The organism is Stenotrophomonas sp. CASM101 (assembly GCF_049384845.1).
Classification (GTDB): domain Bacteria; phylum Pseudomonadota; class Gammaproteobacteria; order Xanthomonadales; family Xanthomonadaceae; genus Stenotrophomonas; species Stenotrophomonas hibiscicola.
The window spans coordinates 186,987-199,866 of record NZ_JBMRFR010000003.1; the positions used below are offsets into that span (position 1 = coordinate 186,987).

Genomic DNA, 12,880 nt, shown 5'->3' on the forward strand with positions numbered 1-12,880 from the left:
TATCCCTGCAGGTGCTGGCCCTGTCGCGTCCTCCCGGAGTCCTGCCGTGCATCGTTCGAAGCTTTCGCGTTCCATCCTCCTCGCCCTTTCCATGGCCAGCGCAGGAGGCGCGATCGCAGCGGAGGCCGATGCGGTCGATGCCGCAGGCGGCAGCCGCGCCGCGCCCACCCAGCTTGATGCAATGCTGGTCACCGGTACCCGCGCGTCCAACCGAACCCAGTTCGAAACACTGGCGCCGGTGGACGTGTTCAGCAAGGAAGACATCAGCTCCGTTGAATCCACCGATCTCAAGGACGTGCTTGCCCAGCTGGTGCCATCATTCGTGGTGCAGCGCCTGCCGATGGCGGACGGCCAGGTGTTCGTGCGTCCGGCTACGCTGCGTGGCCTGTCGCCGGACCAGACCCTGGTGCTGGTCAACGGGCGTCGCTTCCACCGCAGCGCGCTGCTCGGCAACCGTGGTGCACAGGCGGCCGACCTTGCACAGATTCCGACCAGCGCGATCAAGCGCATCGAAGTGCTGCGCGACGGCGCATCGGCGCAGTACGGCTCGGACGCCATCGCCGGTGTCATCAACATCATTCTTGAGGACGGCCCCGGCACCGGGATCACCGCCGGCTATTCGCAGTACGCGCAGGGCGACGGTGCCTCGCGCGACTTCAGTGCGCGCACCGGCTGGTCGCTGGGCGACTATGGCAGCCTGGTGCTGTTCGCCGAGTCGTCCAATTCAGACGCCACCTCGCGTACCCGCCAGCGCCCGGATGCGATCGCCTTCCAGGCTGTACATCCGGAGCTGGAGGTGCCCAACCCGGTGCAGCGCTGGGGCCAGCCGGAACTGGAAAGCCGCCGCGTCGGCTTCAACGTGAAGGCCAATGCCAGCGAGACGCTGGAGCTCTATGCCTTCGGCCTGTACAGCCACAGCGACGGTGTCAGCGATTTCAATTGGCGCAACCCGGATACCACCACTGGCGCGTATCGCACCACCGCCATCTTCCCGGGCTGGAACCTGCGCTCGCTGTATCCGGTCGGCTTCAGCCCGCAGTACGGCAACGTCCAGAACGACCTGCAGCTGGTCGGCGGCCTGCGCGGCGAGATCACGCCCAAGTTGCGCTGGGATGTCAGCGCCTCGTATGGCCGCAACGCCATCGACTACAGCCTGAAGAATTCGATCAATGCCTCGCTCGGCCCGGCCAGCCCGACCGCGTTCGATCTCGGCCGCCTGACCCAGACCGAGAAGAACGCCAACGCCGACTTCAACTACGAGTGGGACGTGGCCGCGCTGCCCAAGCCGATCAACGTCGCCTTCGGTGGCGAGTTCCGCCAGGAGACCTACCAGGTGCGCGCCGGTGATCCGGCCTCGTACGCGGTGGGCCCGGGCGCGGCCGCGGGCCTGGAGGCCAATTCCAATGGCGCGCCGGGCTTCTCGGCCAGCCAGGCCGGGCAGTGGAGCCAGCGCAGCAAGGCTGCCTACGTGGACATGGAGGTGCCGCTGGGCGAGCGCTGGAGCATCGGCGCGGCCAGCCGCTACGAGGACTTCTCCAGCTTCGGCAGCACGCTGGACGGCAAGCTCTCGGCGCGCTTCGCGATCACGCCGGATGTAGCCCTGCGCGGCACCGTGTCGACCGGCTTCCGCGCACCGACGCCGGCGCAGCTCAACACCACCAGCACCAGCCAGGGCCTGGACACGCGCACGCTGCAGATCTTCACCAGTGGCCGCCTGTCGCCGAACGATCCGCTGGCGCAGCTGCTTGGGGCCAAGCCGTTGAAGCCCGAAGAATCGCGCACCGCCTCGCTGGGCCTGACCTGGCGCACCGACCTGGGCCTGTCCGGTTCGGTGGATGTCTACCAGATCAAGCTCAGCGACCGCTTCAGCCAGTCGGCCAGTTTCGCCATTCCGGCCGGTACGCCCAATCCGCTGGGCTATACCTCGGTGAACTATTTCACCAACGACTTCGATACCACCACCACCGGCGTGGACGTGGTCGGCAACTACCTGCGTGATCTCGGCGCCGGTCGCATGACGTTGACCCTGGCCTACAACTACAACCGCACCCGCGTGGACAATGGCAGCACCTCGGTGGCGACCAACGAAACCCAGCGCGTGCTGTTCGAAGACCGCCTGCCCGAGCACAAGGGCAGCCTGACCGGCAGCTGGGACATCGGCGCCTGGTCGCTGATGGGACGCATGCGCTACTACGGTGCCTGGACCGATTCCAGCGGCAATGCAGTGGGCGATATTTATCAGCGCTTCGGGGCGATGAGCTTCCTCGACCTGGCTGTCGGCTATCGCATCAACGAACATCACAGCCTGCGCGTGGGTGCCGACAATGTCTTCGACCGCTACCCGGACGAAGCCACGTTCCAGGCCAGCCGCGGCCTGGTCTACTCGCGCAACGCGCCGTACGACACCGACGGTGCCAATCTGTACGCGCAGTACCGGCTGAGCTTCTGATGGACCCGGCCCGCCGCTCCCTGTTGCGTGCCGGCGCCTTGCTGCCGGCCGCAGCTGCGCTGTCTTCACTGCCCGCCATGGCTGCCGCGGGTTACGCTGCGCCCATGCAGATTCCCGCAACGACCGTAGCGCCGGACGTGCTGGCCCGCGATGAGAGCTACTGGGCCGCCGTGGCCAGCCACTTCGACATCACCGACGAAGTGAACCATCTGGAGAATGGCTACTGGGGCGCGATGGGCCGCGAGACGCTGGCCAGTTACCAGCGCCATACCGCTGAAGTGAACCGTGGCAACGCCTGGTATGGCCGCCGTGAGTTCCCGGCGCAGTACATGGCGGTGCAGCGGCAGGTGGCCGAACTGCTGGGCGTGGGCGCCGACGAGATCGCACTGACCCGCGGTGCCACCGAGGCGATGCTGGCGCTGATCGGCGGCTACAACCGCCTGCAGCCCGGCGACCAGGTGCTGTACGCCGATATCGACTACGACAGCATGATCGGCGCGATGCGCTGGCTGCAGCAGCGCCGCGGCGTGCAGGCCGAGAGCATCGCGCTGCCGGCAGTGCCCGACCATGCGCAGATCCTGCAGGCCTACGAGGCCACGTTCGCGCGGCTGCCACGCCTGAAGCTGGTGCTGCTGACCCAGGTCAGCCATCGCCATGGGCTGGTGCTGCCGGTGGCCGAAATCGCCGAGCGCGCACGCGCACGCGATATCGACGTGATCGTCGATGCGGCGCATGGGTTCGGCCAGATCGACTACGCGGTGCCGCAGCTCAAGGCCGATTTCGTTGGCATCAACCTGCACAAGTGGATCGGTGCGCCGGTCGGCGTCGGCGCGATGTATGTGCGCAAGGGCCGCGTTGCGGACCTCGACCCGTACATGGGCGAGACCGACGATGGCCGCGTGGGCAGCCGTGTGCACACCGGCACGGTCAACTTCGCCGCTTACCTGGCGCTGCCAGAAGCGATCGCGCTGCACCAGCGTATCGGCGCGGCCAACAAGCAGGCGCGCCTGCGCTACCTGCGCGAGCGCTGGACGGTGCCTGCGCGGCAGATGGCGCATATCGAAGTGCTGTCTTCACCGGACCCGGCGTTGGCGAGTGCATTGGCCAGTTTCCGCCTGCACGGGCGCACCAGCGTGGCAGACAACATCGCCCTGCAGAAGCGCCTGCTTGATGAACATCGGATATTCACCACCCATCGCGACGGGTTGGACTCCGGCGCCTGCGTGCGGGTGACGCCGTCGGTGTTCACCCGGCCCGAGCAGATGGATGCGTTGGTGACGGCGCTCTCCGCCTTGGCCTGATCATGAACGGTAGTGCCGGCCGCTGGCCGGCAACCTCATGATCGTCGCCCACGAGCAGCTGCCGGCCAGCGGCCGGCACTACCGATCGGGTGGGGGCTACCGCTCGGCACACCACCCCCGGCCGGCCAGGAGAGCCAACCGGCCAGGGGCACCACTCAACGCCTTACTTGGTTTCTTCCCACTGCACCACGTCCGGCTCGGTCGCGCGGATACCGGCGATGGACAGCAGCCTGGTGGTCGCATCCAGCGCCGCGTTCACCGACGGGTACTCCACGATGGCCTGCCCTGAAGCCTTGGAGACCTTCACCACGGTACCGCCAGTGGCGGCGGCTGCGCGCTGGGCCGAGGCTGCATCGGTGAAGAACACCTTGACCCGCGAGGTCGCCACCACCGGCGCGCCGTCACGGGACACCGCCGCCGCGAACTTGCCGGCACCGGCATCAGCAGGCGCGGCGGTGGCGCCATCCAGCGAACGCTTGGTACGCGCGCTGGTGGTCGCCGCCGCCTGCGGGGTGATCGTGAACTGGCCGCCGCTGGCCTGCTTTACCGTTGCCGAGGGCGACAGCTGGAAACGTGTGCCGCCCACGTCGAATGTGCGGCCGGTAGCGGATGCCTTCAGTTCCTGCGCATCCACGGTCGACAGGGTCCTGGCCGGAGGGGTCTGCCCCGAGCTCTGTGCCCAGGCAGGGGAGGTCATCACCGCGAAGGTGAGCGTGCTCAACAGAATGGTCGTCTTCATCATCAGTGCCCCAGAACGCGGATCTTGAAGAATTCGAGGTTGCCACGCGATGCAGCGGTCGCGGCCTGCCCCATGTCGGTCACTTCCAGCGTCCAGGTGCCTGTGGCGTTCTCATCCAGGAAGGCATTGCTGGACAGCAGGTCCCAGCTGGTGAAGTTGCTCTGCGCGCCACCCGTGCCCGAACCGATCGCGGTGAACGCCGGCTGCACCACGCTGCGGGTGCCGCTGGGCGACACCAGCACGAACTGCAGCTGGCGCGTGTTGCGGTGGTTGACCCGGAAGCCCAGCTGCACGCTCTCGATGTTGCGCGCGCCGTTGGCCAGCTGGAAGGTCAGGCGTGCGGCGGCGGCCGAGGTGTTGCCGATGGCCACGGTACGCGTGGTGTTGCGCCAGCCGCTGTCGACCAGCGCACCGAGCGACTGGAAGTTCTCGGCCACCTGCACCGCGCGTGCAGCGTTGACCACGCCGAAGCCATACCAGTTGCTGTAGGCACGGCCGGCAGCATTCACCGTCCAGCCCGGCACCAGCGTGCGGCCGTCGGCCAGCGTCACCGCCGGCTGGTTCGGGTGGTTGCGGGTGGCGGTGGTAGCCAGGATGTACTTCACATCGCGATAGGACAGGTTCGGATTGGCTTCCAGCACCAGCGCCGCCACGCCCGAGACCATCGGCGCCGACGCCGACGTGCCGTTCATCTTGGCGGTGTAGTTGCAGGTGCTGTCGATGGCCGACAGGTTGCTGTCCAGGGTGTTCTGGCGGTTGGTGTTCTTGTTGCTGCCCTGCGCGCACCCGGTCACGTCGGTGGTGACGATGGCCGGGTCGTAGGCGCGTGCCACCAGGCCGGGCGCGTACTGCGCCTGCAGGCCGTACTCACCGCCAAAGGCCGAGACCCACAGCGCCGAGCCGGTGGAGGAGTAGGACGAGCGCACGCCATCGGCACGCACCGCGCCTACGGTGATCACGTTGAACAGGTTGTTGCGCGGATCACGGCCAGCCGGCACGCAGCCGGTGTTGCGGTTCTTGGTGTCGGTGGTGCAGACATCCTGGGTCTGGCTGATCGAGGCATTGTTGAAGTTGTTGCCGGCCGACTTCACGTAGATGCCGCCGCGGCCACCGCGCGTGCCCGACAGGGCCTGCTCATACGAACGAATCGTGTTTTCGCTGTACGCCAGCGGCAGGTTCGGATTGCCCGGGCCGGCGCCCCAGCTGTTGTTGAAGACCTGCACGTCGGCCGATTCCGCGCCGTCCCACCAGGCGTACTCGATGTTGCTCTGCTGGTTGCCCAGGGCTGAGCGCGAAATCGGGTTGAAGCCCTTCAGCGTCGCCGCCGGAGCCACACCGCGCACGCCCAGGTTGTTGGCGCCCACCGCGCCCGCAATGCCGCCGACCATGGTGCCGTGGTTGTCGACATCCGGGTTGGTCGGGGTGGGGTTGTTCGAGCCGTTGGTGAAGTTCTTGCCGGCCACCGCGGCCACGTTGGCGGCCAGGTCCGGGTGCGCGATCTGCAGGCCATCGTCAACGATGGCGATGGTGACGCCCTGGCCGCGGATGCCGTTGCGGAACAGGCCATCGACGTTCAGGTCGTTGCCGGCCACCGGCCGGGTGTCGGCCGGGACGGTCTGCCCGGTGTTGAGCAGGTGCCACTGGAGACCCGCCAGCGGGTCGGCCTGTTGGGCCTGCGCGGTGGCGGCCAGGCTGCCCAGCACCAGGGCAGTGGCAAGGGCCAGGCGCGCAGAGCGCGGTGGCGCGGAGCGATGCGTGTGTCGCTTCATACACGAATCCTTCTGTTGTGAATCGGCATGGCAGGACGGCGGGGCGGAACTGCCCCATCGCAACGAGCCAAACGCGACACAACGTAGAACCCCCTACCTCTTCACACACCCAATCTGCAGATGTGCCGATTGCGTCACAAACGCTTATGCCGCGGGGTAATGACGACTGCCCAGCTCCGCATCTGGTGGACGCCAACCTTGGTTGGCCCGCATATCCACGCATGGCGTGGATCTACCATGTGTCATCGCGCGCCCTCACATCGCGCTGTGCTACTACAGCCCGTGCACCCTTCCGCACGGAGCACGATGATGGTCAATCCGCTCGCCCAGGCCCATCGCGGCCTCGGCACCACACTGTTCAGCCTGTTGAACCCGATACCCTTCGGCTTCTTCGTCGGCGCACTGATCTTCGACGCGATCTACCTCAACAGCGCCGAGGTGATGTGGGGCAAGGCCGCCGCCTGGCTGATCACCTTCGGCCTGCTGATCGCCATCGTGCCGCGCCTGATCAACCTGTTCGCGGTCTGGCGCCGCAACGGCAACGCCACCCGCATCGACCGCATCGACTTCTTGCTCAACCTGGTCGCGGTGGTGCTGGCCATCTGGAACGCCTTCGTGCACAGCCGCGATGCGTATGCCGTTGCAGTGCCGGGCACGATTCTGTCGGCGCTGACCGTGGCCCTGATCGCGCTGGGCCTGATCCTGCTGTCGCTGCAGCCGCCAGTGCTGCAGGGAGGTCGTCATGGCTAAGCACATCCTGCACACCGTGGCCGCCTTGGCAGTGGCCGCCACCCTGTCGGCCTGCGCCGGCAAGGCCGAGTACCATCCGGCCGACCAGTCGGGACCGCAGCCGCCACTGCCCAAGCCGGCCAACTTCCTGATGCCGCCGATGCAGGTGCCCAAGGGCGTGGGCTGGGCTGATGGACAGACCCCCACGGTGGCCGAGGGCCTGAAGATCGAGCGCATCGCCGCCAACCTGCAGCATCCGCGGCGCCTGCTGACCCTGCCCAATGGCGATGTACTGGTGGTGGAAGGCAACGGCCCCGGCGAAGAACCGGTCACCACGCCCAAGCAGTGGATTGCCGGCAAGGTCAAAGCGCGCTCGGGCAAGGCCGGCAAGGGCGGCAACCGCGTCACCCTGCTGCGCCGCACGCCGGGAACGAACACCTGGACCCAGCATGTCTACATCGAGGGCCTGCATTCGCCGTTCGGCATCCAGCTGATCGGCGACACGCTGTACGTGGCCAACACCGGCAACATCATGCAGTACCACTACGTGCCCGGCGAAACCCGCATGTCGGACAAGGGCCGCGAGTTCACCGACCTGCCCAGCACCATCAACCACCACTGGACCAAGGAACTGCTGGCCAGCCGTGATGGCCGCAAGCTGTATGTGGGCGTGGGCTCCAACAGCAACATCACCGAGAACGGCCTGGCCGTCGAATACCGCCGTGCGGTGGTGCTGGAAGTGGACGTGGCCACCCGTGGCAGCCGCATCTTCGCCTCGGGCATCCGCAACCCGACCGGCCTGGACTGGGAGCCGAGCACCGGGAAGCTGTGGGCGGTAGCAAACGAACGCGACGAGATCGGTGCCGACCTGGTGCCGGATTACCTCACCTCGGTGAAGGAGGATGGCTTCTACGGCTGGCCCTACAGCTACTACGGCCAGCACGTGGACGAACGCGTGCAGCCGCAGCGGCCGGACCTGGTGGCCAAGGCGATCACACCGGACTACGCGATCGGCTCGCACGTGGCGCCGCTGGGGTTGCTGTTCTACACCGGCCAGGCACTGCCGGCGCAGTACCACGGCGGTGCCTTCATCGGCGAACACGGCAGCTGGGACCGTTCACCGCTGAGCGGCTACGAAGTGGTGTACGTACCATTCAAGGATGGCAAGCCGACCGGGCGGCCGCAGACCGTGGTCAGCGGCTTCACCTCGAAGGACGAGAAGACGCTGATGGGTGCGCCGGTGGGCATGGCGATGGACGCCGAAGGCGCGCTGCTTGTGGCCGACGACGTGGGCGACGTGGTGTGGCGGGTGTCGGCGAAATAGCTGTGTAGTGTCGAGCCACGCTCGACTGCTGTGGATCCGGCCTTTGTAGAGCCGAGCCCATGCTCGGCTTACGCGCGCAGCGCGCGGGTTTCCGTGCACCGAGCGAACAGCAGCCGAGCGTGGGCTCGGCTCTACAGTTCGGCGGTACTGCTGCGGAACCCGCTGAACACCGACTCGGCGGCAAACCCCACGCCGCCCAGCAGCACGCCGAAATACACCACCGTTGCCACTACGAAACCATAACCGGCCGCCACCGCCGCGCCATCGCGCTGGATGAAGCCAATCGCAAACGACATCAGCGCCAGTGCCGGCAGCGTGTTGCTGAAAGGAATCGGCCCGGCCGGCGCCATCAGCAGCAGGGTCGCGAACACCAGCATCAGGTTGTTGAGGCGCATCATCTTCTTCGAGCGCACCATCACCGCCAGCCGCATCGGCCGCGACAGCCGCTCCATGCGGTGCACCCACTTCAGCGCACGGCCCAGGTTGGCCTTTAGCTTGTCGGTGGCGATCTCGCGGCGGGCCAGCTTCTGTGGCACCCACAGCGGGCGGTCGCGCACACGGCTCAGGCCGATCAGCAGGATCGAGGCGCCAAAGACGGTGCTCAGCCCTGGAATCGACACCGGGATGATGAAGATGGCCGAGAGCAGGATCACGATCAGCAGCAGGCCCTCATCGCCCAGCGCGCTGAGCAGGGTGCCGACGCTCACCTGGTCGCCGGGCAGCTCGTTGATCATCTGCTCGATCTGCTGGGCCAGGGGCGCGCTGTCATTGGTTTCGGGGGCACGGTAGGTCATGCGTCGCAAGGTTCTCCAGGGAAGGGCGGTCAATGGGCCGTCCTGCGGTGGGGGACGCACAGGCTCCCGCAGTATCCCGGCCAACGTGGGCAAAGAGGTGAACCGGGCATGAGGGGGTAAACTGGCGTGCCCCGCACGAGTTGAACGCAATGGACATGGGCCGCCGGCAATCGACCATCGAACTGGTCGCCATCGACATGGATGGCACGCTGCTGGACCCGTCGCACCAGCTCACCTCCCGCGCTAGGAAGGCCATCGCGCAGGCGCGGGCGCTGGGCGTGCACATCGTGCTGACCAGTGGCCGCCCGGTTCCGGGCCTGGCGCCGTACCTGCACGAGCTGGGCATCACCGGCAACGACGACTACTGCATCGCCTGCAATGGCGGCCTGGTGCAGCGCATCGGCACGCGCGAAACCGTGGTCGAATATCCGCTCAGCTTCGACGACTTCCTGTTCTGCGAGCAGGCGGCCCGCGGCCTGGGCGTGCACTTCCAGGCGCTGGACAGCCGGCGCATGTACACGCCCAACCAGGACATCAGCTACTACACCGTGGCCGACTCGCATCTTTCGCGGATGCCGCTGTCGTATCGCCGCGTGGAAGACATGGACCCGTCGATGTCCTTCATCAAGCTGATGATGATCGACGAACCTGAGGTGCTGGATGCCGCCATCGCGCGCCTGCCCAGCGAACTGACCGAGCGCTTCGCGGTGCTGAAGAGCGCGCCGTTCTTCCTGGAAGTGTTCGACCGCCGCGCCGGGAAGGGCCCGAGCCTGCAGAAGCTGGCCGAGCACCTGGGCATCGACCGTGCCCACGTGATGGCCATCGGCGACCAGGAGAACGACCTGACCATGCTGCAGTACGCCGGTACCAGCGTGGCGATGGGCAATGCCATTGATGCTGTGAAGGCGGTGGCGCGGTTTGAAACCACCAGCAACGCCGATGATGGTGTGGCGCGGGCGATCGAGCGCTTCGTCCTGCAGTAACCGCGCGGTCAGCTGTCCAGGTAGCTGCCAACCTCATCCGCCCAGGTAGGTGCCAACCTTGGTTGGCACACACAAACGGCAAGCGCCAACCGAGGTCGGCCTCTACCACGGCGGGGCTATACCCACGTATAGCCCACCCATCCCCATCGCCATCGGCTCTGTACCACCGCGCAATAGCGGATGCGGCAGCGCGATGCAAGAATTTCGCACGTCGAAATCACGCCATCGAATCCCACGGCAGATGATCGTCTTCATCTGCTGACCGACGCGCGCCGCGCTTTTACCCCCTCAACGCGATCGCACTGCCAGCCAGGGCGCCGACACCGGCGCTGCAACGCGCTGGGCGTGCGCCTGCGCCGCTTTCCCCCTACACCCTGGATCTGCTGCCATGAACACCCCACCCACGACACGCCTTGCCTTGGCGATCATCGCGGCCATCACAGCCCCTGCGTACGCCGCAGAAACGCACGATGCCGCGCACGACACGCCCACCACGCTCAATGCCCTGCAGGTCATCGCCACACCGCGCGGTGCGGCCGTGGCACCGACCCAGGTGGTCGGTCCCAACCGCTACATCATCAAGGCCGAAGACCTCGACGCGATGGTCACCGGCAGCAACGGCCTGGCCATGCTCAAGCAGGTGCCGGGCGCCAGCTACACCGCCACCGATGGGCTGGGCCTGGATATCTCGGCCACCAGCCTGTTCGTGCGCGGCTTCCGCATGAATGAAATGGGCATCACCTTCGAGGGCGTGCCGCTGAACGACAACGGCTTCCTCTCGCTCACCGGCACCAGCGTGGTGAATGTGGGCGTGCCCGATGGTATCGGCGCGATCACGGTCAGCCCCGGTGGTGCGCCGGTCAGCGTGTTCTCCAGCAGCGTCAACGGCGGCAGCCTGGAGTACCGCCTGCGCGACCTGCAGGACACGCCCAGCCTGCGCGTGAAGCAGGGCGTGGGCAGCAACAGCACGGTGGTCACCACCGTATCCGGCCAGACTGGCCAGCTCGGCGAGCAGGGCCCGACAGTGCTGGTCGACCTGCAGCGCGTGTCCGCCGACAAGTACCAGGGCGAGGGCACGCAGAACTTCCTGCGCGGCGACCTGAAGCTGCAGCAGGACGTCGCCTGGGGCGATGTCACCGTGTTCCTGTCCGACAGCAAGGCCAAGGTCTGGGGCTACAACAACATCTCCTTCGACATGATCCGCAAGCTGGGCTGGAAGGCCGACATCTTGTATCCCGATTATGCGTGGGCGTGGTACGTGGCCTCGCCGGAGAATGCGGACAAGTCCTGCGGCGCCTACACCTGCGGCGAGCTGTCCGAACTGATTCCGTACGACACTGGCCAGATCACCCGCGACCGCGTGTCCTCGATCAACCATCGCTTCCAGATCACTCCGGCGCTGAGCGGCAACGTGCAGCTGTACAACGCCAACAGCCACACCCAGGCCACGCTGACCGACCCCACCGTGCCGTCGCCCAACGGCGCACCGTTCTCCGAACAGGTACAGACGCCGCGCCTCAACCGCCTGGGCGGCATGGTCAACCTGCAGTTCGAGACCGGCGCGCACACCTTCACTGCCGGTTTCTGGCAGGAGAAGAGCAAGGCCGCGGCCAAGACCGAGTGGTACCAGCAGCCACTGCTGGGCGAGGGCCCGCCGCTGAAGGCCACCGGCCCGTTCGACGTGTACGGCCCCGCGTTCAAGACCGACAACGCATCGAGCTGGGTGACCCGCTCGCGCCAGTTCTACCTGCAGGACGGCATCGTGCTGAACGACACGCTGAAGCTGGGTGTCGGCTTCAAGGCCGTGGACTTCCGCACCCGCGGTGGCGGCCTGGGTGATGCCAAGGACCGGCCGGTGAACGGCACGCTGCGCGCGAAGAGCAACTTCCTGCCGCACGTCTCGCTGTTCTGGAGCCCGACCGAATCCACCGACGCCTTCATCGACCTGGCCAACACCATGAACGGCTACCGCGTGGCCCAGCGCGGCAACATCGGCTACACCGCCTCGGCATGGACCATCACCGACCAGGAAGAGTTCGACCGCGTGGCCGGCACGCTGCGCCCGGAGAAGAACTGGAACCTCACCGTAGGCGCGTCGCATCGCTTCGATCGGCTGACGATCACCGGCGACGTGTTCTACAACGACATCCGCAACCGCCTGCTGTCGGCCGCCATCGGTACCCAGTTCGCGCAGATCAACACGGTTCGGCTGATGCCGAAGATGCATGTGATCGGTGCCGACCTCGGCATCACCGCCGACCTGACCGACCACCTGCAGTTCTATCAGGGCGTGGCCGTAGCCCGTTCGTACTACGACAGCGATTTCGTGGTGGGCGACACGGTGTACCCGATCAAGGGCAACGCGCAGCCGGGCTACCCGCAGATCTCGCTGGTCAGCGACCTGTCGGCGCATTTCGGTGACTGGCGTTTGGGGGCCACCAGCACCTCGTACCTGCGCCAGCCCTTCACCTACGTGAACGACATCCGCGTGCCGACGTTCTGGCAGGTCAACACCTATGCCGCCTACCGCTTCGGTGCCGACAGCGCCGTGCCCGGCCTGGAGCTGCGGCTGGACGTGAGCAACCTGTTCAACCGCCACAACATCGGCACCGCCACCATCGCCGGCTCGTCGTTCTCGGGGGATTACCAGACCCTGCAGCGCAGCGCGCCACGGCAGCTGATGTTCAGTACCTCGATGGCGTTCTGAGTAGATCCACGCCATGCGTGGATGCGCTTGGCGGCCCCCCAAACCCACCTGGCCCCCCTTGGGCAATCAACAGGGATTTTCTGGC

General features: G+C 66.7%; 9 protein-coding genes. 6 read left to right on the forward strand and 3 right to left on the reverse strand.

The features are described from left to right. Positions 1-46: 46 nt before the first annotated feature. Positions 47-2,449 carry a TonB-dependent receptor plug domain-containing protein gene (locus VG543_RS07110; protein WP_423178297.1) on the forward strand — a complete coding sequence of 801 codons (2,403 nt, stop codon included), beginning with the start codon at positions 47-49 and terminating at the stop codon, positions 2,447-2,449. Next, complete coding sequence (locus VG543_RS07115; protein WP_423178295.1) at positions 2,449-3,750, forward strand: aminotransferase class V-fold PLP-dependent enzyme; 1,302 nt, start codon at positions 2,449-2,451, stop codon at positions 3,748-3,750. The genes VG543_RS07110 and VG543_RS07115 overlap by 1 nt, the downstream gene beginning before the upstream one ends. A gap of 163 nt (positions 3,751-3,913) precedes the next feature. Here VG543_RS07115 and VG543_RS07120 read toward each other — a convergent pair whose 3' ends face one another. Continuing rightward, a complete protein-coding gene (locus VG543_RS07120) occupies positions 3,914-4,492 on the reverse strand; it encodes a DNA breaking-rejoining protein (RefSeq protein WP_197576016.1) in 579 nt (192 codons plus the stop codon). Further along, complete coding sequence (locus VG543_RS07125) at positions 4,492-6,258, reverse strand: S8 family serine peptidase (RefSeq protein ID WP_423178293.1); 1,767 nt, start codon at positions 6,256-6,258, stop codon at positions 4,492-4,494. The genes VG543_RS07120 and VG543_RS07125 overlap by 1 nt, the downstream gene beginning before the upstream one ends. 309 nt (positions 6,259-6,567) lie before the next feature. Between VG543_RS07125 and VG543_RS07130 the strand changes: the two genes are divergently transcribed. Beyond that, positions 6,568-7,008, forward strand: coding sequence for a DUF2231 domain-containing protein (locus VG543_RS07130; RefSeq protein ID WP_164144017.1), 441 nt, complete (start codon positions 6,568-6,570; stop codon positions 7,006-7,008). Continuing rightward, positions 7,001-8,311 carry a PQQ-dependent sugar dehydrogenase gene (locus VG543_RS07135; protein ID WP_423178291.1) on the forward strand — a complete coding sequence of 437 codons (1,311 nt, stop codon included), beginning with the start codon at positions 7,001-7,003 and terminating at the stop codon, positions 8,309-8,311. Before VG543_RS07130 ends, VG543_RS07135 begins: the two co-directional genes overlap by 8 nt. A gap of 131 nt (positions 8,312-8,442) precedes the next feature. Here VG543_RS07135 and VG543_RS07140 read toward each other — a convergent pair whose 3' ends face one another. Continuing rightward, positions 8,443-9,105 carry an exopolysaccharide biosynthesis protein gene (locus tag VG543_RS07140; RefSeq protein ID WP_346473402.1) on the reverse strand — a complete coding sequence of 221 codons (663 nt, stop codon included), beginning with the start codon at positions 9,103-9,105 and terminating at the stop codon, positions 8,443-8,445. 149 nt (positions 9,106-9,254) lie between these two features. On the opposite strand from VG543_RS07140, the gene yidA reads away from it, so the two are divergent. Together yidA and VG543_RS07150 are read left to right on the forward strand one after the other, a co-directional pair. Continuing rightward, positions 9,255-10,088: a sugar-phosphatase gene (yidA, locus tag VG543_RS07145; RefSeq protein WP_423178289.1), complete on the forward strand. Its 834-nt coding sequence runs from the start codon at positions 9,255-9,257 to the stop codon at positions 10,086-10,088. A 388-nt stretch (positions 10,089-10,476) separates the two neighbouring features. Then, the gene (locus VG543_RS07150; RefSeq protein WP_423178287.1) at positions 10,477-12,795 is read left to right on the forward strand and encodes a TonB-dependent receptor; all 2,319 of its coding nucleotides are present in this window, start codon (positions 10,477-10,479) and stop codon (positions 12,793-12,795) included. Positions 12,796-12,880: the final 85 nt, after the last annotated feature.

What these genes read in the sequence shown, in the direction of transcription:
- VG543_RS07115 (WP_423178295.1), top strand. Translation starts at nt 2,449, where the DNA reads ATGGACCCGGCCCGCCGCTCCCTGTTGCGTGCCGGCGCCTTGCTGCCG.
- VG543_RS07120 (WP_197576016.1), bottom strand. Translation starts at nt 4,492, where the DNA reads ATGATGAAGACGACCATTCTGTTGAGCACGCTCACCTTCGCGGTGATG.
- VG543_RS07125 (WP_423178293.1), bottom strand. Translation starts at nt 6,258, where the DNA reads ATGAAGCGACACACGCATCGCTCCGCGCCACCGCGCTCTGCGCGCCTG.
- VG543_RS07130 (WP_164144017.1), top strand. Translation starts at nt 6,568, where the DNA reads ATGGTCAATCCGCTCGCCCAGGCCCATCGCGGCCTCGGCACCACACTG.
- VG543_RS07135 (WP_423178291.1), top strand. Translation starts at nt 7,001, where the DNA reads ATGGCTAAGCACATCCTGCACACCGTGGCCGCCTTGGCAGTGGCCGCC.
- VG543_RS07140 (WP_346473402.1), bottom strand. Translation starts at nt 9,105, where the DNA reads ATGACCTACCGTGCCCCCGAAACCAATGACAGCGCGCCCCTGGCCCAG.
- yidA (WP_423178289.1), top strand. Translation starts at nt 9,255, where the DNA reads ATGGACATGGGCCGCCGGCAATCGACCATCGAACTGGTCGCCATCGAC.
- VG543_RS07150 (WP_423178287.1), top strand. Translation starts at nt 10,477, where the DNA reads ATGAACACCCCACCCACGACACGCCTTGCCTTGGCGATCATCGCGGCC.